Here is a 26113-nt window from a genome sequence, read left to right as displayed (position 1 = left end):
CTGATCAGCCCCGGTTCTGTACGTGCTGGTAGCCGAAACGGCCCTTGATGCAGAGGTTGCCGTGGGTCACCGGGTTGTCGTGCGGCGAGGTGACCTTGACGATCTCATTGTCCTGCACGTGCAGGGTCAGGTTGCAGCCCACACCGCAGTACGCGCACACCGTCGTCGTCGCGGTCTGCGCCGACTCGTCCCAGGTACCCGCCGCCCGCATGTCGAACTCGGACTTGAAGGACAGGGCCCCCGTCGGGCACACCTCGATGCAGTTGCCGCAGTACACGCAGGCGGAGTCGGTGAGCGGCGCGTCGTGCTCGACCGCGATCCGGGCGTCGAAGCCGCGGCCGGAGACAGAGATGGCGAAAGTGTTCTGCCACTGGTCGCCGCAGGCGTCCACGCACTTGTAGCACAGGATGCACTTGCCGTAGTCGCGCACGTACAGCTCGTTGTCGACCCGCGGCTCCTCGCCCAGCCGGGCCGCGCCGGGGCCGAACCGGTCCGGCTCCGCCCCGTACTCCTTGATCCATGAGGCCGCCCGCGGGGTCGTCGACAGATCCACCGAGGAGGCGAGCAGCTCCAGGACGACCTTCCGGCTGTGCCGGGCGCGCTCGCTGTCGGTGCGCACCTCCATGCCCGGCTCCGCCCTGCGCGAGCAGGCCGGCACCAGGGTGCGCGAGCCGGCCACCTCCACGACACAGACCCGGCAGGCGTTCTTCGGGGTGAGGGTGTCGCCCTGGCAGAGGGTCGGCACGTCCTTCCCGGCCGCCCGGCAGGCGTCCAGCAGGGTCGAGCCCTCGGGCGCGCGCACCGGCTCCCCGTCGAGGGTGAACTCCAGCAGCCGACGGGGGATCCCCAGCGGTGTCACGGTCATTCGTAAGCCCCCAGACGGTCGATGGCGGATTCCACGGCGTTCCACGCGGTCTGCCCCAGACCGCAGATCGAGGCGTCCCGCATGGCCCGGCCGACCTCCCGCAGCAGCGCGATGTCACCGGCGGCCGCCGGGCCCGTGCGTTCGGCGATCCGGTGCAGCGCCTCCTCCTGACGCACGGTCCCGACCCGGCACGGCACGCACTGCCCGCACGACTCGTCGCGGAAGAACTCCGCGATCCGCAGCAGCAGCCGCGGCAGCGGGACCGTGTCGTCGAAGGCCATCACGACCCCCGAGCCGAGCGTCGTGCCCGCCTGGCGGGTGCCCTCGAAGGTGAGCGGGATGTCCAGCTCGTCCGGCCGTACGAAACCACCGGCCGCACCGCCCAGCAGCACCGCCCGCAGCCGCGCCCGCACCCCCGCCAGGGCGAGCAGCTCGCCGAGGGTGGCGCCGAAGGGCAGTTCGTAGACGCCGGGGCGCTCCACGCTGCCCGACACACAGAACAGCTTCGGCCCGGTGGAGCCCCCGGTGCCGATCGCCGCGTAGGCCTGCGCGCCCAGGTTCAGGATCGGCAGTACGTTGACCAGCGTCTCTACGTTGTTCTCGGCCGTCGGCCGGCCGAACAGGCCCTGCTCCACCGGGAACGGCGGCTTCGAGCGCGGCTCGCCCCGATAGCCCTCGATCGAGTTGAACAGGGCGGTCTCCTCGCCGCAGATGTACGCGCCCGCGCCCCGCCGGATCTCGATGTCGAAGTCGAAGCCCTGGCCGAGGATGTCCGCGCCGAGCAGACCGCGGGCGCGCGCCCGGTCGACGGCGTGCCGCATCCGGCGCAGCGCCCGCGGATACTCGCCGCGCAGATACAGGAACCCGCGCTCGGCGCCGACCGCGTACGCCGCGACGGTCATCGCCTCCACCAGCGCGTACGGGTCGCCCTCCATGAGCACGCGGTCCTTGAAGGTCCCCGGCTCGGATTCGTCCGCGTTGCACACCAGGTAGTGCGGACGGGCCGGCTGCGACGCCGTGGCCTGCCACTTGCGGCCGGTCGGGAAGGCGGCGCCGCCGCGCCCGGCCAGGCCGGAGTCGGTGACCTCGCGGATGACCGCGGCGGGCCCGATCGCGAAGGCCCGGCGCAGGGCCGAGTAGCCGCCGTGCGCGCGGTAGTCGTCGAGGTCGGCGGGGTCCACCACGCCGACCCGGCGCAGCAGCGTCAGCGCCGGGTCCCCGGCCTGGGGGACAGCAGACACCACCGGCGCCTGCGCGGGCGCCGTGTCCGGCGCGCTCGCCGCGAGGACGGCACCCTCCACCGTCGCGGGCGCCGACACCGCCGTACGCACCGGATTCCCCGCCCGCACCGCGAGCGCCGCCGGAGCCCGCTCGCACAGGCCCAGACAGGGGCTGCGCTCGACGCCCACCCCGCTGCCCGGGCCCAGCCCGGCCTCGACGTCCGCGCACAGCTGCGAGGCCCCGGCGGCCGCGCAGGCGAGGTCCGTGCACACCTGGAGCACGGTCGCGGGCCGCGGCCGCACCGAGAACATCGCGTAGAAGGTGGCGACCCCGTACGCCTCCGCCGGCGGCACCGTCAGCCGCCGGCACAGATAGCCGAGCGCGCCCTCGCTGATCCAGCCGACCCGGTCGTTGATCGCGTGCAGCCCCGGCAGCAGCAGGTCACGTCGGTCCCGGGCCGGGCGGCCGCCGCGCGCCCACCTCAGGTCGCCGTCGGAGCGGTCCGCCCCCTCCCACGAGGACTGCGCCGGGCCGAGCAGGGCGTCGACGGCCGCCCGCTCCTCGTCCGTGGGCTTGCCGTCGCCGAAGTGCAGGTCCACCACGTCACCTCACTGGGTCGCAACCGGGAGCTTGTCGATCCGGATCGCCGACGCCTTGAACTCCGCCGTCCCCGCGATCGGGCAGTTCGCCTCGATCGTCAGCCGGTTGGTGTCCACCTCGTCGGGAAAGTGCATGGTCATGAAGGCCAGCCCGGGGCGCAGCGCGGGGTCGATCCACACCGGCGCGACGACCGTGCCGCGCCGCGAGGACACCCTGACCTCCTCGCCGACCACCACCCCGTGCCGCTCGGCGTCCTCCGGGCACAGCTCCAGGTACTCGCCGCGCCGCAGCGGGGAGGCGAAACCCCCGCTCTGCACGCCGGTGTTGTAGGAGTCCAGCCGCCGCCCGGTGGTCAGCCGGATCGGGTACTCCTCGTCGGTGAGGTCGACCGGCGGATCGTGCCGCACCAGCCCGAACGGCGCCCTGGGGCCCCGCAGTCCGGGGTCCGCCTCCCACAACCGGCCGTGCAGATAGCCCGGTTCGATCCGCTCGGTGCTCGGGCACGGCCACTGGATGCCCTGGTGCTCGACGAGCCGGTCGTACGTCATCCCGTAGTGGTCCGGGGAGACCGAGCGCAGCTCGTTCCAGACGGCCTCCGCGTCGGCGTACTTCCAGTCGTGGCCGAGCCGGGCCGCCAGGTCGCAGAGGATGTCGACGTCCTCGCGGGCCTCGCCGGGCGGGGTGACGGCCCGGCGCACCCGCTGGACCCGCCGTTCGCTGTTGGTGGTCGTGCCCTCGGTCTCCGCCCAGCCCGCCGTGGCGGGCAGCACGACGTCCGCCAGCTCGGCCGTGCAGGTCAGGAAGATGTCCTGCACGACGAGGAAGTCCAGGGCGCGCAGCCGCCGTTCGGCCTGTTCGCTGTCGGCCTCCGACTGCGCCGGGTTCTCCCCGATGCAGTACACGGCCCGCAGCGTGCCCTCCTCCATCGCCTCGAACATCTCCGTCAGGTTCAGCCCGTGGCGCGGCTCGATGACGGTGTCCCAGGCCGCCTCGAACTTCCGCCGCGCCCCGGGGTCGAGGATGTCCTGGAAGCCGGGCAGGCGGTTGGGGATGGCTCCCATGTCGCCGCCGCCCTGCACGTTGTTCTGGCCGCGCAGCGGCTGGAGCCCGGAGCCGTAGCGGCCCACGTGACCGGTCAGCAGGGAGAGGTTGATCAGCGCCCGTACGTTGTCCGTGCCGTTGTGGTGCTCGGTGATGCCCAGGGTCCAGCACAGCTGGGCGCGTTCGGCCCGGGCGTAGGCGTGCGCCAGCTCCTCGATGGCACGGGCCGGTACACCCGTCACCTTCTCGGCGAGCGACAGCGTCCAGGGCTCCACGAGCCGCCGGTACTCCGCGAAGCCGCTCGTCGCCCGCCGCACGAACGCCTCGTTGGCCAGGCCCGCGTGGATGATCTCGCGGCCGAGCGCGTGCGCCATCGGGATGTCGGTGCCCACGTTCAGTCCGAGCCAGCTCTCCGCCCACTCGGCGGTGCTGGTGCGCCGTGGATCGACCGCGTACATCCGGGCGCCGTTCCTGATCCCCTTCAGCGCGTGCTGGAAGAAGATCGGGTGCGCGAAGCGGGCGTTGGAGCCCCACATCACGATGACGTCCGTGTGCTCGATCTCCTCGTACGACGACGTCCCGCCGCCGGAGCCGAACGCGGCCGACAGGCCCGCCACGCTGGGCGCGTGACAGGTCCGGTTGCAGGAGTCGACGTTGTTGGTGCCCATCACGACCCGGGCGAACTTCTGTGCCACGTAGTTCATCTCGTTGGTCGCGCGGGCGCAGGAGAACAGGCCGAACGCGCCGCGGGCCGCCGCCAGGCCCCGGGCGGTGCGCTGCAGCGCCTCCTCCCAGGTCGCCTGCCGGAACGGCTCGTCACGCGAGTCCCGTACGAGCGGGTGGGTGAGCCGGGTGTACGTCTTCGGGGTCCGGTCGCGTTTGTTCATGCGGCGCTCCTCAGCGCGAGCAGGTCCGAGATGGCGTGCACGGTGCGCAGGGTGGGCACCGGCACGCCGGTGATCCGTGCCAGCTCGACGACGGCGGCGAGCAGGACGTCGAGCTCCAGCGGTTTGCCGCGCTCCAGGTCCTGGAGCGTGGAGGTGCGATGGTCGCCGACGCGTTCCGCGCCCGCGAGCCGGCGTTCGATGGAGACGCCGACCTCGCAGCCGAGCGCCTCGGCGACGGCGAGCGTCTCGCGCATCATCAGCTCGATGACCTCGCGGGTGCCCCCGTGCCGGCACATCTGCCGCATGGTGGCGCGGGCGAGCGCGCTGATCGGGTTGAAGGAGATGTTGCCGAGCAGCTTGAGCCAGATGTCGTTGCGCAGGTCCGGCTCGACCGGGCACTTCAGCCCGCCGGCGACCATGGCCTCGCCGAAGGCCAGACAGCGCGCCGAGACGCTGCGGTCGGGCTCGCCGATCGAGAACCGGGTGCCTTCCAAGTGCCTTACGACACCGGGGGCTTCGAGCTCGGTCGCCGCGTAGACCACGCAGCCGACGGCCCGTTCGGGCGCGAGCACCGCACTGACCGCGCCGGCCGGGTCCACGCTCTCGACGCGGTGGCCGTCGTAGGGGCCGCCGTGCCGGTGGAAGTACCACCAGGGGATGCCGTTCTGGGCGGCCACGACCGTCGTGGTGCCGTGCAGCAGGGGCTCGATCAGCGGCCCGCACGCCGCGTACGAGTTGGCCTTGAGGCCGAGGAAGACGTAGTCGGCCGGGCCCACTTCGGCCGGGTCGTCGGTGGCGTGGGCGCGGGCGGTGAAGTCGCCGCGCGGGCTGAGCACTTGTACGCCGTGCCGCCTCATGGCCGCCAGATGCGGTCCACGGGCGATGAGGTGCACGTCGGCGCCGGCGCGGTGGAGCGCGGCACCGGCGTAGGCGCCGATCGCGCCGGCGCCGAGGACTGCGACTTTCACTTCGGAACGCTCCGTTCGGTCGAGGGAGTACCGCGGAGGTGGGGAAGACGCCGACGCCGCACACTATGTCGACGAAATATTGTCTACAGTATGGAGATGGTCCCGGCAAGGGGTCGCGTCAGCCCGCCGTCGCGGTCCGTGTCCTGACCTCTCCCGACCGCTCGGCGCAGTCTGGATACCGTTCACCGCATACGGTCGACCCGACCGCTTCTCAACTCCCGTAGCCCTGCCTACCGTCCGGGATCATGAGTCCTCCCGTCGCACCCGCCGGGTGGAGCCGCTGGCTGGTTCCGCCCGCCGCCCTCGCCGTGCATCTGTCCATCGGGCAGGCCTACGCCTGGAGCGTGTTCAAGCCGCCCCTCGAATCCGCGCTCGGCCTCAGCGGCACCCAGAGCGCCCTGCCCTTCCAGCTCGGCATCGTGATGCTCGGTCTGTCGGCCGCGTTCGGCGGCACCCTGGTGGAGCGCAGGGGGCCGCGCTGGGCGATGACCGTGGCGCTGGTCTGCTTCTCGTCCGGCTTCCTGATCTCCGCCCTCGGCGCCGCGAGCGAGCAGTACTGGCTGATCGTCCTCGGCTACGGCTTCGTCGGCGGGATCGGCCTCGGCGTCGGCTACATCTCGCCCGTCTCCACCCTGATCAAGTGGTTCCCCGACCGTCCCGGCATGGCGACCGGCATCGCCATCATGGGCTTCGGCGGCGGCGCGCTCATCGCCTCGCCGTGGTCGGCGCAGATGCTGGAGTCGTTCGGCACCGACAGTTCCGGGATCGCGCTCGCGTTCCTCGTGCACGGGCTGTCGTACGCCGTGTTCATGCTGCTCGGCGTGCTGCTGGTGCGGGTGCCGCGCGGTACGGGGCAGGGCGCGGCGGCGCCGGGTGACGGCGGGGCGCCGGCCGCGGCCGGGGGTGCCGGTGCCGTCGAGGCGGTGCAGGTGTCGGCGCGCAGCGCCGTGCGCACCCCGCAGTTCTGGTGCCTCTGGGTCGTTCTGTGCATGAACGTCACCGCCGGAATCGGCATCCTGGAGAAGGCCGCCCCGATGATCGCGGACTTCTTCGCCGACAGCTCCACCCCGGTCTCCGCGACGGCCGCCGCCGGCTTCGTCGCCCTGCTGTCGGCGGCCAACATGGCCGGCCGCATCGGCTGGTCGTCGACCTCGGACCTGATCGGACGCAAGAACATCTACCGCGTCTACCTCGGCGTCGGGGCCGTGATGTACGCCCTGATCGCGTTGCTGGGCGACACCTCGAAACCGCTGTTCATCGGGTGCGCGCTGGTGATCCTCTCCTTCTACGGCGGCGGCTTCGCCACGATCCCCGCCTATCTCAAGGACCTGTTCGGCAGCTATCAGGTCGGCGCCGTCCACGGCCGGCTGCTCACCGCCTGGTCCACCGCCGGCGTGCTCGGTCCGCTGATCGTCAACTGGATCGCCGACCGCCAGGAGGAGGCCGGGAAACACGGATCCGCCCTGTACTCGCTGTCGTTTTTCATCATGATCGGGCTGCTCGCGGTCGGTTTCGTGGCCAACGAACTGGTCCGGCCCGTCCACCCCCGCCACCACCTCCCCGTACCCGGAAAGGACGCCGATGTCCGGCAACGACAGCAGCCAGAGTCCGCCTGACCGGCGGGCACTGATCGTCTTCGCCTGGCTGTGGGTGGGCGCGCCGCTCGCCTACGGGGTGTACGAACTCGTACAGCGGGCCCGACAACTGTTCACCGGCTGACGCCACGGCACGGGGGGCGCGCTGTCGGGGTTGCGGCGTTTGAGGTCTGACGGAAGCCGACAACCCGGGCGCGCGTTTCCTGTGGCATCACCTGTCTTCGTACCCGTGAGTCACTGTTCAGACTGGTGGATCCCGCTACTCACGGCAACGAGGGGACCCTCCCATGCACGGCTCGCGCATCGCCGCCGTCGGCCACTACCAGCCCGCCAGGGTGCTCACCAACGAGGAACTGGCGGGCATGGTCGACACCAGTGACGAGTGGATCCGGTCCCGGGTGGGCATCCTGACCCGGCACATCGCCGGCCCCGACGAACCCGTCGACGACCTGGCCGCGCAGGCCGCCGCGAAGGCGCTCGCGGCCGCCGGGCTGACCCCCCGCGACATCGACCTGGTCCTGGTCGCCACGTCGACGGCCGTGGACCGCTCGCCGAACATGGCCGCCCGGGTCGCCGCCCGGCTGGGCGTCCCCTCGCCCGCCGCGATCGACGTCAACGTGGTGTGCGCCGGCTTCACCCACGCCCTCGCCACCGCGGACCACACCATTCGCGCGGGCGCCGCCACCCGGGCCCTGGTCATCGGCGCCGACAAGATGTCCGAGGTCACCGACTGGACGGACCGTACGACCTGCGTGCTGGTCGGCGACGGTGCGGGGGCCGTGGTGGTCGAGGCGTGCGCCGAGGGCCAGGAGCCGGGGATCGCGCCCGTGCTGTGGGGGTCGGTGCCCGAGATGGGGCACGCCGTGCGCATCGAGGGGCAGCCCGCGCGCTTCGCGCAGGAGGGTCAGAGCGTCTACCGGTGGGCGACCACCCAGCTGCCGCCGCTGGCCCGGCAGGCCTGCGAGCGGGCCGGACTCACCCCCGAGGACCTCGCGGCCGTCGTCCTGCACCAGGCGAACCTGCGCATCATCGAGCCGCTCGCGGGGAAGATCGGCGCGGCGAACGCCGTCGTGGCCCGGGACGTCAGCGAGTCCGGCAACACCTCCGCGGCGAGCATCCCGCTGGCCTTCTCCAAGCTGGTGGAGCGCGGCGAGATCCGTACCGGGGACCCGGTCCTGCTGTTCGGCTTCGGCGGGAACCTCTCGTACGCCGGGCAGGTCGTCCGCTGCCCGTGAGCCGCCCGCGGCGGGCGCCAGGGCCGTAGACTGTAGACGAAAGCCAATCCAGGCCGGCGCTCCGACCGCTGTGCACGGCCCGCCGAGGAGGGGGACCGCGATGTTGTCGACAGGACTGCCGCAGGGGGCGGTGCCCAGGCTCGAACGCCCCGGTCCACTGCGTGACCGCGTCTACGAGGCACTGCTCGAACTCATCACCACCCGGGCCCTCCAGCCCGGCCAGCACCTCGTCGAGAGCGAGCTCGCCGGGCATCTCGGGGTCTCCCGGCAGCCGGTGCGCGAGGCGCTGCAACGGCTCAACACCGAGGGCTGGGTCGATCTGCGCCCCGCGCAGGGCGCGTTCGTGCACGAGCCCACGGAGCAGGAGGCCGACCAACTGCTCACCGTGCGTACGCTGTTGGAGGCCGAGGCGGCCCGGCTGGCCGCGGCCAACGCCACCGGCGCGGGCATCGAGGCGCTGGAGGAACTGCTGGCGCAGGGGCTGCAGGCGGTCGCCGACGACGACGTGGACGCCGCCGTGGCCCTCAACGCCCGCTTCCACGCCAAGATCATGGAGCTGGCGGGCAACGCGGTCCTCGCCGAACTCGCGGCCCAGGTCGACCGTCGGGTGCGCTGGTACTACACGCCCGTCGCCCGCCGGCGCGGACAGCAGTCGTGGATCGAGCACCGGGACCTGATCGCCGCGATCGCCGACGGCAACGAGCAGGAGGCCACCCGTCTGATGCGCGAACACACCGAACACACCCGAAACTCGTACCACGCCCGCACCAGACCCTGAGGCCCGGCAGCACCTGAGGTGGCCCTCCCCGGGAGCAGGGGCGGGCCACCTCGTGGCATGCGGGCCGTCCGGCGGCCGAACGCGGTGTTCGTGCCCGCGGGCCGGTCGCAGGTGCTTGCCGTCGTCAGACCGCCGGCTGCGGTGCGGTCGGCGTGTCGCGGCCCGGCTGTCGCAGCAGCAGTGCGATCGCCGCCGCGACCATCGAGATCCCGCCCGCCAGCGCGTACGCGCCGTTGTAGCCCCAGGCCGCGACCACCATGGAGCCCAGGCCGCCGCCGAACAGGCCGCTGACGAGCTTGCCGCTGTACACCAGCCCGTAGTTGGTGGCGTTGTAGTTCTCGCCGAAGTAGTCCGGCGTCAGTGCCGCGAACATCGGGTAGAACGCGCCGCCGCCGAACCCGGACAGGAAGGCGAAGAACAGGAACAGCCACTCGCTCCTCAGGTCGCCCGCCAGGATCACGCCGAACTGGGCGAGGCCCAGCACGACGATGACGAACACCAGGGTCGGCTTGCGGCCCCACCGGTCGGACAGCCAGCCGACGACCCCGCGTCCGACGCCGTTGACGACCGCCATCACGCCCATCGACGAGGCGGCGACCAGCGGACCGAAGCCGACCTCCTTGGCGAAGTCGACCTGGAAGGAGATCCCGAAGATCGACACCCCGGCGGTCAGCACGATCGAGATCCACATCAGCGGGAGCATCCCGGACCTGACGGCCTCCTTGGGGGTGAACTGCCGTGTCGCCGGAGGGTTTTTGGACATCCGTGCCGCGCTCTCGCCGTCACCGGCGAGGCTCGGCGGGTCGATGTCGGCCGGCCACCAGTTCTTCGGCGGGTCCTTGAACAGGAACGCGCACCCGAACACCACGATCATGATGTAACAGCCGATCAGGTCCAGCACCCGGTGGTAGTTCCCGGTGTCGAACGCGTAGTTGAAGATGAAGATGAACGGCAGCGAGCCGTACGCGAAGCCGCCGTTGACGAACCCCGTGCGCGCGCCGCGGCGTTCGGGGAACCACTTGCCGACCATGTTGATGCAGGTCGCGTAGACCAGCCCGGCGCCCATGCCGCCGACGACGCCGAAGCCCAGGATCGCCAGCAGGACGTTGCTCAGGTGGGACAGGGCCAGGAACCCCACGAGACACATGCCGGAGCCCAGGTGCATGGCCCGGCGGGCGGTCAGGATGCCCCGCTCGCGCAGCCAGCCCGCCGGGAAGGCGATGCCGGCCTGGAAGAACACCCAGACGCTGAGGATCCAGAAGGTGTTGCTCTGGGTCCAGCCGTGCGCGTGCGAGAGGGTGTCCTCGGCCGAGCCGTAGGCGTACTCGAAGACACTGATGGCCATCATGGCGATCCACGGCAGATACACCATGAGCTTGCGGGAGTGGCCGAGGATGTCCCGGTCGGTCTCGCCGACCCGGTAGACCCGGCCGCGGGAGTCGGTCACCTCACGGTAGGGGCGGTGCGTCGTGCCGGGGCCGGCCGACGCGCTGTTCGTAGCGACGGGATCCGCAGTCATCTCACGCCATCTCCTCGCCGAGCGGTTGCGGGTTGGGGACGATGCTCCGGGCCTTGGGCCGGCCCGGAGCCTTCAGGAAGAGCGCCAGCACCGCGGAGGCCAGCCCGATCGAGCCCGCGAGGACGAACGCGCCGTGGTAGTCCCACGCGCCGACCACGATCGCGCCGACGCCCGAGCCGACGAGCCCGGAGATCAGCTTCGAGCTGTAGACCATCCCGTAGTTGGTGGCGTTGTTGTTCTCACCGAAGTAGTCGGCCGTCATGGCCGCGAACAGCGGGAAGATCGCCCCGCCGCCGAAGCCGGAGACCATGGAGCAGAACAGGAAGAACGGCATGCTGCCCGTCTGGCCGGAGACCAGCACCCCGAACTGCGCGGTGCCCAGCACGACACAGACGATCACCAGGGTGTTGCGGCGTCCGTAGCGGTCGGAGATCCAGCCGATCACGCCCCGGCCGGTGCCGTTGACGACGGCCTTCAGGGACATCGCCGTGGCGACGATGCCGCCCGCGAAGCCCATGTCCTTGCCGAACGGCACCTGGAAGGCGATGCCGAAGATGTTGATGCCGGCCGTGCACAGCAGACAGAACCACATCATCCACAGAACGGGGGTACGGGCCGCCTCCTTCGGGGTGTACTGCCGGACCGCCGGCGGGTTCTTCTCCAGGGCCCGGCGGATCTTCGGGTCGTCGGTCGCCCGCAGCGGGTCGACCGTGGCGGGCCACCAGTTCTTCGGCGGGTCCCGGAAGAACCAGCCGGCCGACGCCACCACCAGACACAGCCCGACACCCACCAGCGCCAGCACGGTCTTGTAGTTGCCCAGGTCCATGTACGAGGTGAACAGGAAGACGAAGGGCACGGACCCGTACGCGAAACCGCCGTTGACGAAGCCCGTCTTGCCGCCCTTGCGCTCCGGATACCACTTGCCGACCATGTTCACGCACGTCGCGTAGACCAGACCGGCGCCGATACCGCTGCACATGCCGAAGCCGAAGTAGGCGACGAGCACGTTCGGCGCGTAGGCCAGCGACAGATAGCCGGTCATCGTGCCGACCGCGCCGATCAGCATCGCCGTACGCGCCGGGAGCCGGCCGCTCTCGCGCAGCTGCCCGGCCGGGAAGGCCACGGCGGCCTGGAAGAATATCCAGACGCCCATCAGCCAGAAGATGTGCCCGCTGCTCCACAGATGCGCCTCGTGGAGCGTGTCCTCCGCCGACGTGAACGCGTACTCGGCGGAGCTGATGCCCATCATGCCCACCCAGGGCAGGACGACCATCCAGGTGCGCCTGCGGCCCATGATGTCGACATCGGTCTCGCCGATGCGGTACACGCGGCCGTTGCGGTCCGTCACCTCCCGATAGGGGACGGAGGCCGGGTAGTCGGTGGTTGTCATGTCACTCAGCACCCCTTGCGTCGAAAGCTCTGGCCAGCGCCCCCTGTCCAATGCGTTTCGTGCGCGCACGGGTCCCCGGGGGCGGCCGACGCGCACCGTCGGCCGCCCCCGCGTCCGGTCACCTCATGACCCGCCTCCCAACAGGCCCGCCGCCCGCGCCCACCGGTACTTCGCGCCCAGCACTGCCACCGGCTTCTCGGTCGTGTACGGGTACGCCACGACCCCGCGCTCGTAGAGGTACTGGCAGGCCGCCTCGACCTCGACGTCCCCGGCGAGCGAGGCCACCACCGGCTTCTCGATCCCCCGCTCCCGGAACTCGGCCACCACGCGCGCGGTGAGCTCGGCGAACACCATCGGCGGAGTGACGATGGTGTGCCAGTAGCCGAGGATCAGGGCGTGGATGCGCGGGTCCTCGAGACCCAGCCGGATCGTCGCCTCGTACGTCGACGGCGGCTCGCCCCCGGTGATGTCCACCGGGTTGCCCGCGGCCCCGAAGGGCGGGATGAACGCCCTGAACGACGCGTCCAGATCGGGCGGGATCTCCATCAGCGACAGCCCGTTGTCGCTCACCGCGTCCGACAGCAGCACACCGCTGCCGCCGGCCCCAGTGATGATCACGATGTTCTCGCCCCGCGGGGTGGGCAGCACCGGCAGCCCGCGCGCGTACTCCAGCATCTCGTTGAGCCCCGGCGCCCGGATCACCCCCGCCTGCCGCAGGATGTCGTCGTACACGGCGTCGTCGCCGGCCAGCGCACCCGTGTGCGAGCCTGCCGCCCGCGCGCCGGCCGCCGTACGGCCCGCCTTGAGGACGACGACGGGCTTCCTGACGATGGTCTCGCGCGCCGCCGCCACGAAGGCCCGCCCGTCCTTGAGGTCCTCCAGGTGCATCGCGACGCACTCGGTGTGCGGGTCCTCGCCGAACCAGGTCAGCAGGTCGTCCTCGTCCAGATCCGCCTTGTTGCCGAGCCCGACGATCGCCGACACCCCCGTCTTCGTGGTGCGGGCGAAGCCGAGCACGGCCATCCCGATGCCACCGGACTGCGAGGTCAGCGCCACCCCGCCCTTGACGTCGTACGGGGTGCAGAACGTGGCGCACAGGTCCTGCCACGTCGAGTAGTAGCCGTAGATGTTCGGGCCGAGCAGCCGGACCCCGTGCCGCTGCGCGATCGCCACGATCTCGTCCTGGAGCCCCTGTTCACCGGTCTCCGCGAACCCGGAGGGGATCAGCACGGCGTTGGGGATCCGCTTGCGGCCGACCTCCTCCAGCGCCGCCGCCACGAACCGGGCGGGGATCGCGAAGACCGCCACGTCCACCTCACCGGGAACGTCGGTGACGCTCTTGTACGCCTTGCGGCCCAGGATGTCGTCGGCTCTGGGGTTCACCGGGTGGATCTCCCCGGCGAAGCCGCCGTCGACCAGGTTGCGCATCACCGAATTGCCGATCTTCCCGGCCTCGTTGGACGCGCCGATCACGGCGATCGAGCCCGGCTGCATCAGCCGGCGCATGCTGGTCAGGATCTCGTCGCGGGTGTACCGGCGGCGCGGCGGCGGCTGCGACCCGGCGAGGACGACCCGGACGTCGGCGGCGACCGCCCCCTCCGCGGTCGCGATCACCGGATTGAGGTCCACCTCGGCGATCTCGGGGAACTCGTCGACCAGTTGGGACACCCGGCGGATCTGCTCGGCGAGCGCCCACCGGTCCACGGCCGGCGCGCCGCGCACCCCGCGCAGCACCTCCGCCGCACGGATCGAGTCCAGCATGGCCAGCGCCTCGTCGGCGGTCACCGGCGCCAGCCGGAACGTGACGTCCCTGAGCACCTCGACGAGCACCCCGCCGAGCCCGAACGCCACCACCTTCCCGAACGTGGGGTCGGTCACCGCGCCGACGATGACCTCCTGTCCGGGCGGCAGCAGTTCCTGCACCTGCACGCCCACGATGCGCGCCCGCGGGTCGTACGCCCGCGCGTTGCCGACGATCTCGTGGAACGCGGCCCGGACCGCGCTCGCGCCCTCGACCCCGACGACCACCCCGCCCGCGTCGGTCTTGTGCGGGATGTCCGGGGAGACGATCTTCATCACCACCGGTCCGCCGAAGCGCGCGGCGCACGCCACCGCCTCGTCCACGTCGCCCGCCAGCTCCTCGCCCGGTACGGCGATCCCGTACGCGTCCGCGATCACCTTGCCCTCGGGCGCGGTGAGCGCGGTCCGGCCCTCGGCCCGTACGGCGTCCAGGAGCGCGCGCACCCTCGACAGCCGGTCCTCGGCCATCACGTCAGATCACCCCGTTCGACTTGAGCAGACGCAGCTCCTCGTCGCCGAGCCCGAGCTCGCCGACGTACACCTCTTCGTTGTGCTCCCCGAGCAGCGGCGAACTGCGCACCTGCACGGGGGAGTCGGAGAGCTTCAGCGGGCTGCCCACGGTCACGAACTCGCCGCGCTCGGGGTGCGCGACGGTGACCACCATCTCGTCGGCGATCAGCGACTCGTCCTCGATGATCTCCCTGGTGGACAGGATCGGCCCGCACGGTACGTCGTGGGCGTTGAGCCGCTCCAGCACCTCCCACTTGGGCAGGGTCGAGGACCACTCCTCGATCAGCTGGAACATCTTGGTCAGCTTGGGCAGCCGGGCCTGCGGGGTCGCCCACTCGGGGTCGTCGGCCAGCTCGGGCCGGCCGATCAGCGCGGTGAGCGGCCGCCAGCCCACGGGCTGCACGATGACGTACACGTAGTCGTTCGGGCCGCCCGGCGCGCACCTGACCGCCCAGCCGGGCTGACCGCCGCCGGAGGCGTTCCCGGACCGGGGAACCTCCGGGCCGAAGTCGTCGTTGGGATATTCGGCGAGCGGTCCGTGTGCCAGGCGCTGCTGGTCCCGCAGTTTCACCCGGCACAGGTTGAGCACGGCGTGCTGCATGGCCACGTTCACCCGCTGGCCGCGCCCGGTGCGCTCACGCTGGTACAGGGCCGCGAGGATCCCCGCCACGCAGTGCACACCCGTCCCCGAGTCCCCGATCTGGGCCCCCGTCGCCAGCGGCGGCCCGTCCTCGAAACCGGTGGTCGACATCGACCCGCCCATGGCCTGCGCGACGACCTCGTACGCCTTGAAACCGGTGTACGGGCCGTCGCCGAACCCCTTGATGGAGGCGTAGACGATCCGTGGATTGATCTCCTTGATGCGGTCCCAGGTGAAGCCCATCCGGTCCACCGCGCCCGGCCCGAAGTTCTCGACCATGACGTCGGAGCGCCGGATCAGCTCGGTGAGGATGTCCCGGCCACGCTCGGTCTTGGTGTTGAGGGTGATGCTCCGCTTGTTGCAGTTGAGCATCGTGAAGTAGAGGGAGTCGACGTCCGGGAGGTCGCGCAGCTGGCCCCGGGTGATGTCCCCGGTCGGCGCCTCCAGTTTGACGACGTCGGCCCCGAGCCAGGCGAGCAGCTGGGTCGCGGAGGGCCCGGACTGTACGTGGGTCATGTCGAGGACGCGGATGCCCTCAAGTGCCCTTGCGGTCATGGGCGTTCACCTCACTTGTACATCGTCTGGTTCATGGTTCCGGGGGCGTACGCGTCCGGGTCGACCCAGACGTTGATCAGCGACGGCTTGCCGGACTCGCGGGCCCGGCGCAGCGCGGGCGCGATGTCGGCGGGGTCGCGGACCTCCTCGCCGTGGCCGCCCAGCATCCGGGCGAACTCGTCGTAGCGGACGTCGCCCAGGGTGTTGCCGACCCGCTCGCGTTCCGGGCCGTACTTCTGGGCCTGGCCGTAACGGATCTGGTTCATGGAGGAGTTGTTGCCGACGATGCCGACGAACGGGAGGTCGTAGCGCACCAGGGTCTCGAAGTCCCAGCCGGTCAGGGAGAACGCGCCGTCGCCGAAGAGGGCCACGACCTCCTTGTCGGGCCGTGCCTGCTTGGCGGCCAGGACGAAGGGCACGCCGACGCCGAGGGTGCCCAGCGGGCCCGGGTCCATCCAGTGGCCCGGCGACTTGGGCTGCACGACCTGCCCGGAGAAGGTGACGATGTCGCCGCCGTCGCCGATGTAGATCGAGTCCTCGGTGAGGAAGTCGTTGATCTCGCTCACCAGCCGGTACGGATGGATCGGCGAGGCGTCCGAGCGCAGGCTCGGCAGCCGCTTGTCCAGCGCGGTCCGCTCGGCGGCGCGCAATTCGTCCAGCCACTCCTTGCGCTTGGCGGCGCCCCCGTTCACCCGCCCGGACGCGGCGTCGGCCACCGACCTCAGGACCAGGCCGGCGTCTCCGACGATGCCGAGGTCGATGTCGCGGTTCTTGCCGACGGTGCGGTAGTCGAGGTCGATCTGCACGACCGTCGCCGTTGGTGACAGCCGCTTGCCGTAGCCCATGCGGAAGTCGAAGGGCGTGCCGACGATCACGATGACGTCGGCGTGGGAGAAGGCGTACCGGCGGGAGAGCTGGAAGTGGTGCGGGTCGCCGGGCGGCAGCGTGCCGCGGCCGGCGCCGTTCATGTACGCGGGGATGTTCAGGGCGCGCACCAGATCGACGGCCGCCTCGGTGCCGCGGGTCGTCCACACCTGGCTGCCGAGCAGGATCGCCGGTTTCTCGGCGTGCACCAGCAGGTCGGCGAGCTTCTCCACCGACTCCGGGTCGCCCGCCGAACGGGTCGAGGCCCGGTAGTGCCCCGCCTTCGGCACCCGGGCCCGTTCCACCGGCACCTTGGCGTCGAGGACGTCGCGCGGGATCTCCAGGAAGGAGGGGCCGGGGGCGCCGTGGTAGCACTCGCGGAACGCCATGGAGACCATGTCCGCCGCGCGTGCGGTGTCCGGCACGGTCGCCGCGAACTTGGTGATCGGCGTCATCATGTCGACGTGCGGCAGGTCCTGGAGGGAGCCCATCCGGTGCTGGGTGAGGGCTCCCTGGCCACCGATCAGCAGCATGGGGGACTCGGCGCGGAAGGCGTTGGCGACACCGGTGACCGCGTCGGTCGTACCGGGGCCCGCGGTGACGACCGCGCAGCCGGGCCTGCCGGTGATGCGTGCGTAGCCGTCGGCGGCGTGGGCCGCGACCTGCTCATGGCGTACGTCGACGACTTCTATGCCCTCGTCGACGCAGCCGTCGTAGATGTCGATGATGTGGCCGCCGCACAGCGTGTAGATGCGGTCGACCCCCTCGGCCCTGAGCGCTTTGGCAACGAGATGGCCGCCGGAGATCACGTCGTCCTGCGTGTCGTCGGGCATGGCGAAGTCCTGTCCCTTCGTAGGGGTGGGAGCTCGTAGGGGTGGGAACGCTCTCGCGGTACATTGCATACAGTCGACGAATACTGTATGAAGCTTGTTATCCCGCATCCGGTGGGTGGTGTCCAGGGGCGTGCGGCACTTTTCGGGCCGGGTGCCAGGAGGCCGGGGCCGGGAGGCGGACCGGCGGGTCCGAGGGCGCCGCAGGACTCAGCAGGCAGACGACAGGAGCCGAGATGGACCTGTACGAACACCAGGCACGACAGCTCTTCGAGGAACACGGCATCCCGGTGTCACCGGCCGAGGTCACCGACTCGCCGAAGGAGGCACGCGAGATCGCCCGCAGGCTGGGCGGCCGGGCCGTCGTCAAGGCCCAGGTCAGGACCGGCGGACGGGGCAAGGCCGGCGGCGTGAGGCTCGCCGCGGACCCGGCCGCCGCCGAACTGACCGCCCGGCAGATCCTCGGCATGGACATCAAGGGCCACCGGGTCGGCGCCGTGATGCTGGCCCGGCCCGTCGACATCGAGGCCGAGTACTACGTCTCCTACGTACTGGACCGCGCGGCCGGCGGCTTCCTCGCGATCGCCTCCGCCGAGGGCGGCACGGACATCGAGGAGGTCGCCGCGTCCCGGCCCGAGGCGGTGGCACGCGTCCCCGTCGACCCGGCCGAGGGCGTCACCTCCGCGAAGGCCGGCGAGATCGCCGAGGCGGCCGGCCTGCCGCCGCAGACCGTCGACACGCTGGTCCGCCTCTGGCAGGTGCTGGTCGCCGAGGACGCCCTCCTCGTCGAGGTCAACCCGCTCGTGCGCACCCGGCAGGGCCGCATCCTCGCCCTGGACGGCAAGGTCACCCTCGACGACAACGCCCGCTTCCGGCAGGAGCGCTGGGGCGCCGACACCCCCGCGCCCGGCGACCCGCTGGAGGCGGCGGCCGCCGCGAAGGGCCTCAACTACGTCAGGCTGGACGGCGAGGTCGGCGTCATCGGCAACGGCGCGGGCCTCGTCATGTCGACGCTCGACGTGGTCGCGGGCTGCGGCGCACGCCCCGCGAACTTCCTCGACATCGGCGGCGGCGCGTCCGCCCGCGTGATGGCCGACGGGCTCTCCGTCGTCCTCGCCGACCCGGCGGTCAAGTCCGTCCTCGTCAACGTCTTCGGCGGCATCACCGCCTGCGACGCGGTCGCCGAAGGCATCGTGCGGGCTCTGGAGAGCGTCCGGCTGACCAAACCGCTCGTGGTCCGCCTCGACGGGAACAACGCGGCCCGCGGCCGCGCCGTCCTCGACCGGAGTGCCCACCCCCGGGTCGAACAGGCCACCACCATGGACGGCGCGGCCCGCCGTGCCGCGCAACTCGCCACCGACGCCTGAGGAGACGGGACGACATGGCCATTTACCTCACCAAGGACAGCAGGGTCCTCGTCCAGGGGATGACCGGCGGCGAGGGCACCAGGCACACCCGCCGGATGCTCGCGGCCGGCACCAACGTGGTCGGCGGCGTCAACCCCCGCAAGGCGGGCCGCACCGTCGACTTCGACGTCCCCCGCGGCCCGGACGGCCGGGCGGGCGCCACCGTCGCGGTTCCCGTCTTCGGCTCGGTCCGCGAGGGCATGGCGGCGACCGGCGCCGACGTCACCGTCGTCTTCGTCCCGCCCCCCTTCGCCAAGGCGGCCGTGATCGAGGCCGCCGACGCGGGCATCGGCCTCGCCGTCGTCATCACCGAGGGCATCCCGGTGCACGACACCGTCGCCTTCACCACCCACGCGCGGCGGCGGGGAACCAGGATCATCGGCCCCAACTGCCCCGGCCTGATCACCCCCGGCCAGTCCGGCGCGGGCATCATCCCCGCGGACATCGCCGAGCCCGGCCGGATCGGCCTGGTGTCCAAGTCCGGCACCCTGACCTACCAGCTCATGCACGAACTGCGCGACGTCGGCTTCTCGACCTGTGTCGGCATCGGCGGCGACCCCGTCGTCGGCACCACGCACATCGACTGCCTGGCCGCGTTCCAGGACGACCCCGACACCGACCTGATCGTCCTCATCGGCGAGATCGGCGGCGACGCGGAGGAACGCGCGGCCGCTCACATCCGCGCCCACGTCACCAAGCCCGTCGTCGCCTACATCGCGGGCTTCACCGCGCCCGAGGGGCGGACGATGGGGCACGCGGGCGCGATCGTCTCCGGTTCGTCCGGTACGGCGCAGGCGAAGAAGCGGGCCTTGGAGGCGGCCGGCGTGCGGGTCGGGGACACGCCGACGGACACGGCCCGGCTCGTCCTGGCCACGCTCGCCGGACACGATCGCGGCCGTGATGTCACTCATAGTTGATGCGAGGTGACTGTCACCCGCCGGGTGGATGCCACTACGTTCATCCGTGCGAGACGCTGTAGGGACGAGAAGCGCATATAAGGACGAGAGACGCATGTAGTGACGAGCGAGGCTTGTCGTGTAGGGACGAGCGACGCTTGTGAGGACGAAACCGTCATCCGCAGGACGTCCGTATATGCGTCCATGCGTACCCCACGCCCGCCCGTGCCCGGTGGTGCGAACCGCGTGCGGCGCGAGCCATCCATATCCCGCCCCCGACTGTGCACCGAGAGCGGAGTCCGACCATGGCACCCACCCCCGACCTGAACCCCGACCCGAATCCGGACAGTGGGGCTCCCGGCCCCCGGACCCTCACCGTGAAAGCCGGAACGTCCTGGTCCGAGGCCTGGCGGCGCTGTCTGGCCGTCGCCCCCGAGGCCTTCCGGGACGACCGTGTCCTCAACCTCTGGCAGGCCGGCTGGCAGGCGGACGGCCGGGCCCTGCCCGCCACCAGCCCCGTCGACGGCAGCCCGATCGCGGGCGCGCCGCGCCTGGACCGGGGCACCGCCCGGCAGGCCGTACGGGCCTCGCTCGACCAGCACCGGGCCTGGCGGCACGTACCGCTCGACGAACGGCGGGCCCGGGTCGCCGCCACCCTCGACGCCCTCGCCGAGCACCGGGAACTCCTCGCCCTGCTGCTCGTCTGGGAGATCGGCAAGCCCTGGCGGCTCGCCCGGGCCGACGTGGACCGGGCCATCGACGGAGTGCGCTGGTACGTCGACGGCATCGAGCCGATGCTCGCCGGCCGGGCGCCGCTGGAGGGCCCGGTCTCCAACATCGCGAGCTGGAACTACCCGATGAGCGTGCTCGTCCACGCCCTGCTGGTCCAGGCGCTGGCGGGCAACGCGGTCATCGCCAAGACCCCGACCGACGGCGGTGTCGCCTGTCTGACCCTGGCCTGCGCGCTGGCGGCCCGTGAGGGCATCCCCGTCACCCTGGTCAGCGGCGGCGGGGGCGAGCTGTCGGAGGCGCTGGTGCGGGCGCCGGAGATCGGCTGCGTCTCCTTCGTCGGCGGCCGCGACACCGGCGCCGCGGTGGCCACGGCGGTCGCCGACCTCGGCAAGCGGCACATCCTCGAACAGGAGGGACTCAACACCTGGGGCATCTGGAACCACTCGGACTGGGACGCGCTGACGGCCGCCGTGCCCAAACTCTTCGACTACGGCAAGCAGCGCTGCACGGCGTACCCGCGCTTCGTCGTCCAGCGCGAGCTGTTCGACGCGTTCCTCGCCGCGTACCTTCCGGCGGTCCGTACGCTCAGGATCGGTCACCCGCTCGCCGTCGACCGGCCCGACGACCCCTGCCCCGCGCTGGACTTCGGCCTTGTGATCAACGCGGCCAAGGCCAAGGAGCTGACGGACCAGGTGGCCGAGGCCGTCGACCGCGGCGCGATCCCGCTGCACCGGGGCAACCCGGCCGACGCCCGCTTCCTGCCCGGTCAGGACACCTCCGCCTACGTCCAGCCGGTCACGCTCCTGAACCCGCCCCCGTCCTCCCCGCTGCACCACGCGGAACCCTTCGGCCCGGTCGACACCATCGTCCTGGTCGACACGGAGGCGGAGCTGCTCGCCGCGATGAACGCGTCCAACGGCGCGCTGGTCGCCACGCTGTCCACGGACGACCGGGCCACCTACGACCGGCTGGCGCCGCAGATCCGCGCCTTCAAGGTGGGGCACGGAAAGCCCCGCTCGCGCGGCGACCGTGACGAGCTGTTCGGCGGCTTCGGCGCGTCCTGGCGCGGCGCGTTCGTCGGCGGCGATCTGCTGGTGCGAGCGGTGACCCGGGGCCCGGCGGGCGAACGGCTGCCGGGCAACTTCCCGGACTACCACCTCATGCCCTGACCCACCTCGGGTCCGCCCGGACCCGCCCCCGCCTCACAGTGCGGATATGCAGGTGAAACGCACTCCGAAACCTTGGTATTGTTGTCCATGTCGCCGCGGGGAACACGCCCCGCAAGGCGGCAGACACCTTGTCCGGGTGGCGGAATGGCAGACGCGCTAGCTTGAGGTGCTAGTGCCCTTTATCGGGCGTGGGGGTTCAAGTCCCCCCTCGGACACCATCATTGGGACGTTCACGAGATCGTCTCCGATGCGTTCACGAATTACCGGTTGAGTCATATGACTCACCGGTTTTTCGTCGTTCCTGGGGCCTTCGGGCCGCGTGATCGGCTCGGTGAGGGGTTGGTGCGGTGACAGTCCGGGTGCTGCACCTCTCACCTGCGGAAACAGGACATGCCTGCGCGACGGCTCGTGGCCGTGACGCAGGCATGTGGGGTTTTCAGGGGACGGAGTGTGGCGGGGGCGCGTCACTCACGTGGCAGAGGCTCGGCCGGCCCGGTCGCAAGCGGTTGCGACCGAGATGGCTCGATGGGCTGGCCGCTTGTGGGTGCTGTATGCGGCGTGCTGTTTTTGCGCGGCTGGATGCCTTGGTCACGGCGGAACCGTCGAATGGCTCTGAGGTTCGCCACGAAGATGATCACGGCGTTGAGCAGCGTCTGCGCGACGCGTCCGTGGGGCAGGCGGAACTGGGGGTTGTCGATGCTGTCGAGGGCAGACTTCTTGAGGTTTCCGTTGCCGCCCTCGTTCTGACTGCGCAGTCCGGACCATGCCTCCTGCCACAGGGGGGTGAACAAGGCGTACTTCTGACGCCACTTGGCCAGCACGGTGCCCGGGACAGTGATGCTCTTCCCGGTGCAGATGTCGGGGTAGGCGCTGATGTCCCGCTTGGGCTTGGTGATGGAGGGCAGGGCGGCCGGGGTGCGGACAGCAGGGGCGTCGAGGTCGACGATGGTGGACGGGCGCGGTTGGGGGCGGCGGTAGCAGGTGACCGTGGCGTGTGGTCCGAGGGCCGGGCACTGCCGACGCTGGTCACCCGCGGGCCCGTACTCCTTGACCTTGGTCTGGAAGTCCTTTCGGGACTGGATCAGATTGAGAGCGTGGGCGCGGTCCTCGTCCGTGCGGCTGTTGATGTAAGCGGTGCCTGCGGTGACGAGCGGAGTGGGCATCATCGGGCAGTAGAACTCGCCGCCGACCAGCTCCATGCCTCGGAATTCCCCTTGCCGGTCGACCTTGTCGTCGTTGTAGTGCTTCACCACGTCGAGGCCGAGTTCGAGCAGCTGCAGATGCAGGTTGTGGGACTTGGCCTGAGAGATGCCCCGGTCGGCGCAGAAGAGATCTTTGACCAGGCCCCGCTCGAAGGCCGGTTGGATGGCCCGGAGGGCGGCGGGCCCTGGTTCAGTGCCCGGCGTATGAAGGATCATGCCGAGACAAACCGCAGGGTAGGCGCCGGCGAGGTCGCCGTGGCCGTGGCCGGGGAACGCGGCCATCATGGCGTAGCGGAACTCCTTCTTCTCCGGTGCCTTGGTCTTCTTCTGCGTCGGTTTGATCGTGCGAGTCGCCGGCTTGTTGGCTGCGCCGCGTCGGGTGCCGGTGTTCGTGGGGGCCACTGCTCCGCCGGGATACACCGGCCGCTTCGGCGCTCTTCCCTTTGTGTACATCCCGGCGGTGATCTCAAGCGAGGCCCGGTCTCTGCGGTAGTCAGGCTCTTTGCCCCAGACCGGAACCGGAGTGTCGTCGACCGCGATATGACCGTGCCAGCGGGCGAAGTCGCCGCGCTGGTAGGAGGCCATGACCGGGGCGAGAACCAAGTCCTGGGCGATGGCTTCCAGGTTGCGCACGGTGTCCCTGTTGGCGCGGGCATTCCACTGCCGTCGGATCTTCTTGGCCTCGCCGAGTGTCAGTCGTTTGCGGCGGTCGTGCGGCGCCGGGTCGAGGCGCTTGGTCATCGAGGTCCAGGACCGGTAGACCCGCTTCGACATCGCGTACTGCTTGTGCGCGATGTGGTCGATCTCTTCGGCGGTGGCCCCTTCAGGGATGTCCAGGTCGATGTCGGGAACGTCCAGCAGGGCTTTGGCCCCGGGAGACAGCGCGAAGAAGAGAGTCTCCCAGGCGTCATCGATGTTTGCGCTCTTGCCCATGTACTGCGACAGGATCAGGCCGATCAATACAGTGCGGAAGGGCATGCCCTTGGGTCCCGGCCTGTGGTCGTCGGAAGGGAGGCGTTCCAGTACACCGCTGTGCCGCACAAGGTGGAAGACCTGGTTCACAACGCGATCGTTGAGGGTGCGGCCGGGGGCTTGCGGTGCGGGGCGTAGGGCGAGGCCGGTGCGCCGGCAGGGTTTGTTCTCCGGGTTCTTCCTGCTCACGCCGCCGCTCCCCGCAACAGATCGGATGCCTCTGCTTCGGGTACGTCGCGGAGGAAGACGAGGTAGCGCGAGAGGCTGTGCAGCGTCGCGAGCCCCGACGCTTTGAGGATCACCTTCAGCGGAATGCCCGCGTTCAGCAGATCGACGATCCAGGTCGTGCGCAGCCGCTGGGTCTGCAGCACCGCACCGTCGCAACGGCCGATGATCCGTGGGTACTTGGCGAGACAATCCGATGCGATGTGCTTGCTGGTGCGGTCCTGCCAGTCCGGCCGGAAGACGTACGCGCCTCCCGGGATGTCTACAGCCTCCGCCAGGAGCAGTTCCTCGTAGGCGTAACGGCACACGACGGTGCGCGGCCTGCGCCCGTGGACCTTGACCAGTGCCCGCCCGGTGGGGCCCGCGTGGATATCCCGCCCCTGAACGTACACAAGATCCTCGACAGCGAGGCCGCACCCGACACCGAGGCAGAAGAGCAGACAGGCATTGCGTCGCTGTGCCGCGGTGGGCAGGCTCTGCGCCCAGATCAGCCAGTGGGCGACTTCCGCCGGTGGGTAAGGCGTCATTGGGCTCGCGGCAGCCTTCAGCCGGATCGGCGGATGCTGTCCGAGCTGATCCAGCAGGAGCGCCTCGGATGCCCGGCGCAGCTGGCTGCTGCAGGTACGTCGGCTGTTGGCGGCCATGTCGCGGCAGCCGACAAGGATGAACCGCTCGACGGTGCTCTGGTCAAGGATCACCGAGGGTTCCAGTGGGAGGCCTTGGGCTTCGGTCCAGGCGACCAGCCGCGCGAGCGGCGTCATGATCACATCTGGGCCGTAGGGCCCGGACGCAACCGCCAGGAATCCCAGCGAGCGGACGACCGGCGCGATGCAGCGCCACTGGGCAGGCGGCACCGTCTCCGGTTTCGGTGCGTACGCCAGCAGGCGATTCGACACAGCGACCTCCAGGCGCAAGGCCCATGACATCTGGCCGGTTAACCGGCCGCTGATGTCAGTGTCGATCATGATCTGAAGGAGCGCATCTTCATGACCGGAGGTCGAGCGCGCACGGCGTCGCCACGGAATTACGCCGTCGACCCGGATGAGTGGCCGGATGCCCGGATCGTTGGGGAGCCCGCTGCAGCGGTGGTTCAGACGATTGCCCGCCGCCTCGCCGCCGCCCTGGGAGAGCGACCGGAACTCTCGCTGCGTGCACTGGCCGCCCAGAGCGACGTCGGCAGGCAGACCATCGGCGATCTGCTGGCGGGCGCCAGCTGGCCGGATGTCCTGACGGTCTGCCGGCTGGAGCGCGCTCTGGGCCTTGCACTCTGGCCCGGATCGAATGCGACTCAATGTGCCCATGACTGATCCTCAATTGCTCGTTTGGGGTCAGTCGTGCACGGTCCATCGCATGACGGCACAGATTCTCTCTAGCGCGACCGTCGGCGGCGCTAGAGTGAACGTGCACGACGGACCGGAACCCTGCTAGGAGAAGCGTCCGTTCGTGCGTTTGGGCGGCCTCCCTCGACCGATAATCGAGGGAGGCCTGCTTATTGGGTTGGGGTCACGCTCAGGTGGATCAAGAAACTAGGGATGTCAGCACGGCCCGGAACATCCCTGGCGCTACGTTTTCCACCTCCCCAAGTTGCTTCATGCGGTTGAGGGTTTTCCCTACGGATGAGCGGACCGTCGCGTCCGCACCCGGGCGCACGGCCGCCGCGATATCGGTGATCGACATCGCCTCTTGGGTGGCGCACAGGAGCGTGAGGATCGCATCGCGCATACTTCCGTTGCGTGGAGGTCCCAGGGTTTGTGTACCAGAGCTCGGACGCGCCTCTTCTGTCGACGGATCCTCGTCGGAGACAGAATCTTCGGACCGTGCCTCCCCGGAGGGCTGGGCGGTTGTCATGTCCTTCTCGGTGGCTGGCCGCTCTTCGTGAACATTGGCGAATTCGACTTCCTGGCACATCATCGCGAGGACCGCCTCCAGCGTGGCCAACTCGCCACGCAGTGAAGTGATCAGTTCCTCCACGGCATGCCGGGCCAAGCCGACATAGACACCTTTGCTCGACGCAGGTGCGCCTGCCCGGTATCCCGCCATGGTGAACTCCTCAAGGAAGGCCGCTGCCAGTCTAGGGACGCCACACTGTGGCACGCGCACAGTTCTTGTGAGGTGCCATAAAGCGGTCAGCAGCACACCCAAGTGAGTTAAATTCAGTCTGATTTATCGCAGAAAACGACCTGTCATGGCGGAGAAGTGGCTCGTCGAAATTC

Annotated in this window: 20 protein-coding genes and 1 tRNA gene; 9 read left to right on the top strand and 12 right to left on the bottom strand. The window is 70.5% G+C overall.

What is annotated here, in order from left to right:
• Positions 1-4: 4 nt before the first annotated feature.
• From ACZ7OY_RS08585 to ACZ7OY_RS08570, 4 genes are read right to left on the bottom strand one after another with little or no spacing between them, the layout of a single operon-like run.
• Positions 5-865, bottom strand: a complete 861-nt coding sequence (locus ACZ7OY_RS08585) for a 2Fe-2S iron-sulfur cluster-binding protein (RefSeq protein ID WP_471910703.1) — start codon at positions 863-865, stop codon at positions 5-7.
• The gene (locus tag ACZ7OY_RS08580; RefSeq protein ID WP_471910702.1) at positions 862-2685 is read right to left on the bottom strand and encodes an NADH-ubiquinone oxidoreductase-F iron-sulfur binding region domain-containing protein; all 1824 of its coding nucleotides are present in this window, start codon (positions 2683-2685) and stop codon (positions 862-864) included. The genes ACZ7OY_RS08585 and ACZ7OY_RS08580 overlap by 4 nt, the downstream gene beginning before the upstream one ends.
• A 9-nt stretch (positions 2686-2694) precedes the next feature.
• Entirely contained in the window at positions 2695-4614 is a 1920-nt protein-coding gene (locus ACZ7OY_RS08575) for a molybdopterin oxidoreductase family protein (RefSeq protein WP_471910701.1), read from the bottom strand.
• On the bottom strand, positions 4611-5582 hold the full coding sequence (locus tag ACZ7OY_RS08570; RefSeq protein ID WP_471910700.1) for a 2-dehydropantoate 2-reductase: 972 nt from the start codon (positions 5580-5582) through the stop codon (positions 4611-4613). Before ACZ7OY_RS08570 ends, ACZ7OY_RS08575 begins: the two co-directional genes overlap by 4 nt.
• 245 nt (positions 5583-5827) lie before the next feature.
• Here ACZ7OY_RS08570 and ACZ7OY_RS08565 point away from each other — a divergent pair, with 245 nt between their 5' ends.
• The 4 genes from ACZ7OY_RS08565 to ACZ7OY_RS08550 all read left to right on the top strand — a co-directional run bounded on the left by ACZ7OY_RS08565 (position 5828) and on the right by ACZ7OY_RS08550 (position 9190).
• On the top strand, positions 5828-7198 hold the full coding sequence (locus tag ACZ7OY_RS08565) for an OFA family MFS transporter (RefSeq protein WP_471910699.1): 1371 nt from the start codon (positions 5828-5830) through the stop codon (positions 7196-7198).
• Positions 7164-7301: an MFS transporter small subunit gene (locus tag ACZ7OY_RS08560; RefSeq protein WP_471910698.1), complete on the top strand. Its 138-nt coding sequence runs from the start codon at positions 7164-7166 to the stop codon at positions 7299-7301. Before ACZ7OY_RS08565 ends, ACZ7OY_RS08560 begins: the two co-directional genes overlap by 35 nt.
• 163 nt (positions 7302-7464) lie before the next feature.
• A complete protein-coding gene (locus ACZ7OY_RS08555) occupies positions 7465-8412 on the top strand; it encodes a beta-ketoacyl-ACP synthase III (protein WP_471910697.1) in 948 nt (315 codons plus the stop codon).
• A 100-nt stretch (positions 8413-8512) separates the two neighbouring features.
• Entirely contained in the window at positions 8513-9190 is a 678-nt protein-coding gene (locus ACZ7OY_RS08550) for a GntR family transcriptional regulator (protein ID WP_471910696.1), read from the top strand.
• Between the two features lie 124 nt (positions 9191-9314).
• Here the strand turns inward: ACZ7OY_RS08550 and ACZ7OY_RS08545 are convergent, their stop codons facing one another.
• From ACZ7OY_RS08545 to ACZ7OY_RS08525, 5 genes are all read right to left on the bottom strand, one after another.
• A complete protein-coding gene (locus ACZ7OY_RS08545) occupies positions 9315-10709 on the bottom strand; it encodes an OFA family MFS transporter (protein WP_471910695.1) in 1395 nt (464 codons plus the stop codon).
• Position 10710: 1 nt separating this feature from the next.
• The gene (locus ACZ7OY_RS08540) at positions 10711-12099 is read right to left on the bottom strand and encodes an OFA family MFS transporter (RefSeq protein WP_471910694.1); all 1389 of its coding nucleotides are present in this window, start codon (positions 12097-12099) and stop codon (positions 10711-10713) included.
• A 123-nt stretch (positions 12100-12222) separates the two neighbouring features.
• On the bottom strand, positions 12223-14367 hold the full coding sequence (locus ACZ7OY_RS08535) for an acetate--CoA ligase family protein (RefSeq protein WP_471911191.1): 2145 nt from the start codon (positions 14365-14367) through the stop codon (positions 12223-12225).
• 4 nt (positions 14368-14371) lie between these two features.
• On the bottom strand, positions 14372-15604 hold the full coding sequence (gene frc, locus ACZ7OY_RS08530; protein WP_471910693.1) for a formyl-CoA transferase: 1233 nt from the start codon (positions 15602-15604) through the stop codon (positions 14372-14374).
• Between the two features lie 11 nt (positions 15605-15615).
• Complete coding sequence (locus ACZ7OY_RS08525) at positions 15616-17301, bottom strand: thiamine pyrophosphate-binding protein (RefSeq protein ID WP_471910692.1); 1686 nt, start codon at positions 17299-17301, stop codon at positions 15616-15618.
• 233 nt (positions 17302-17534) lie between these two features.
• Here ACZ7OY_RS08525 and sucC point away from each other — a divergent pair, with 233 nt between their 5' ends.
• The 4 genes from sucC (at position 17535) to ACZ7OY_RS08505 (ending at position 21719) form a co-directional block, all read left to right on the top strand.
• Positions 17535-18665, top strand: a complete 1131-nt coding sequence (gene sucC / locus ACZ7OY_RS08520) for an ADP-forming succinate--CoA ligase subunit beta (protein WP_471910691.1) — start codon at positions 17535-17537, stop codon at positions 18663-18665.
• Positions 18666-18679: 14 nt separating this feature from the next.
• Positions 18680-19621: a succinate--CoA ligase subunit alpha gene (gene sucD / locus ACZ7OY_RS08515; RefSeq protein WP_471910690.1), complete on the top strand. Its 942-nt coding sequence runs from the start codon at positions 18680-18682 to the stop codon at positions 19619-19621.
• Positions 19622-19905: 284 nt separating this feature from the next.
• On the top strand, positions 19906-21501 hold the full coding sequence (locus tag ACZ7OY_RS08510) for an aldehyde dehydrogenase family protein (RefSeq protein WP_471910689.1): 1596 nt from the start codon (positions 19906-19908) through the stop codon (positions 21499-21501).
• Positions 21502-21631: 130 nt separating this feature from the next.
• Positions 21632-21719, top strand: a tRNA-Leu gene (locus ACZ7OY_RS08505).
• Positions 21720-21965: 246 nt separating this feature from the next.
• On the opposite strand, the gene ACZ7OY_RS08500 is transcribed toward ACZ7OY_RS08505, so the two are convergent.
• The gene (locus ACZ7OY_RS08500) at positions 21966-23864 is read right to left on the bottom strand and encodes a hypothetical protein (protein WP_471910688.1); all 1899 of its coding nucleotides are present in this window, start codon (positions 23862-23864) and stop codon (positions 21966-21968) included.
• Positions 23861-24865, bottom strand: a complete 1005-nt coding sequence (locus ACZ7OY_RS08495; RefSeq protein WP_471910687.1) for a hypothetical protein — start codon at positions 24863-24865, stop codon at positions 23861-23863. The genes ACZ7OY_RS08500 and ACZ7OY_RS08495 overlap by 4 nt, the downstream gene beginning before the upstream one ends.
• A gap of 21 nt (positions 24866-24886) precedes the next feature.
• On the opposite strand from ACZ7OY_RS08495, the gene ACZ7OY_RS08490 reads away from it, so the two are divergent.
• Entirely contained in the window at positions 24887-25207 is a 321-nt protein-coding gene (locus ACZ7OY_RS08490; protein ID WP_471910686.1) for a helix-turn-helix domain-containing protein, read from the top strand.
• 211 nt (positions 25208-25418) lie between these two features.
• Here ACZ7OY_RS08490 and ACZ7OY_RS08485 read toward each other — a convergent pair whose 3' ends face one another.
• Complete coding sequence (locus ACZ7OY_RS08485) at positions 25419-25940, bottom strand: hypothetical protein (RefSeq protein WP_471910685.1); 522 nt, start codon at positions 25938-25940, stop codon at positions 25419-25421.
• Positions 25941-26113: the final 173 nt, after the last annotated feature.

The organism is Streptomyces sp. NPDC107559 (assembly GCF_055657365.1).
This window is presented reverse-complemented; position numbering and strand designations above follow the sequence as displayed.

Excerpts from the sequence above, each read along its gene's own strand:
- ACZ7OY_RS08565 (WP_471910699.1), top strand. The coding sequence starts at position 5,828 with ATGAGTCCTCCCGTCGCACCCGCCGGGTGGAGCCGCTGGCTGGTTCCG.
- ACZ7OY_RS08575 (WP_471910701.1), bottom strand. The coding sequence starts at position 4,614 with ATGAACAAACGCGACCGGACCCCGAAGACGTACACCCGGCTCACCCAC.
- ACZ7OY_RS08585 (WP_471910703.1), bottom strand. The coding sequence starts at position 865 with ATGACCGTGACACCGCTGGGGATCCCCCGTCGGCTGCTGGAGTTCACC.
- ACZ7OY_RS08535 (WP_471911191.1), bottom strand. The coding sequence starts at position 14,367 with ATGGCCGAGGACCGGCTGTCGAGGGTGCGCGCGCTCCTGGACGCCGTA.
- ACZ7OY_RS08490 (WP_471910686.1), top strand. The coding sequence starts at position 24,887 with ATGACCGGAGGTCGAGCGCGCACGGCGTCGCCACGGAATTACGCCGTC.
- sucD (WP_471910690.1), top strand. The coding sequence starts at position 18,680 with ATGGCCATTTACCTCACCAAGGACAGCAGGGTCCTCGTCCAGGGGATG.
- ACZ7OY_RS08495 (WP_471910687.1), bottom strand. The coding sequence starts at position 24,865 with ATGATCGACACTGACATCAGCGGCCGGTTAACCGGCCAGATGTCATGG.
- sucC (WP_471910691.1), top strand. The coding sequence starts at position 17,535 with ATGGACCTGTACGAACACCAGGCACGACAGCTCTTCGAGGAACACGGC.
- ACZ7OY_RS08540 (WP_471910694.1), bottom strand. The coding sequence starts at position 12,099 with ATGACAACCACCGACTACCCGGCCTCCGTCCCCTATCGGGAGGTGACG.
- ACZ7OY_RS08560 (WP_471910698.1), top strand. The coding sequence starts at position 7,164 with ATGTCCGGCAACGACAGCAGCCAGAGTCCGCCTGACCGGCGGGCACTG.
- ACZ7OY_RS08555 (WP_471910697.1), top strand. The coding sequence starts at position 7,465 with ATGCACGGCTCGCGCATCGCCGCCGTCGGCCACTACCAGCCCGCCAGG.
- ACZ7OY_RS08485 (WP_471910685.1), bottom strand. The coding sequence starts at position 25,940 with ATGGCGGGATACCGGGCAGGCGCACCTGCGTCGAGCAAAGGTGTCTAT.
- frc (WP_471910693.1), bottom strand. The coding sequence starts at position 15,604 with ATGACCGCAAGGGCACTTGAGGGCATCCGCGTCCTCGACATGACCCAC.
- ACZ7OY_RS08550 (WP_471910696.1), top strand. The coding sequence starts at position 8,513 with ATGTTGTCGACAGGACTGCCGCAGGGGGCGGTGCCCAGGCTCGAACGC.
- ACZ7OY_RS08525 (WP_471910692.1), bottom strand. The coding sequence starts at position 17,301 with ATGCCCGACGACACGCAGGACGACGTGATCTCCGGCGGCCATCTCGTT.
- ACZ7OY_RS08510 (WP_471910689.1), top strand. The coding sequence starts at position 19,906 with ATGGCACCCACCCCCGACCTGAACCCCGACCCGAATCCGGACAGTGGG.
- ACZ7OY_RS08545 (WP_471910695.1), bottom strand. The coding sequence starts at position 10,709 with ATGACTGCGGATCCCGTCGCTACGAACAGCGCGTCGGCCGGCCCCGGC.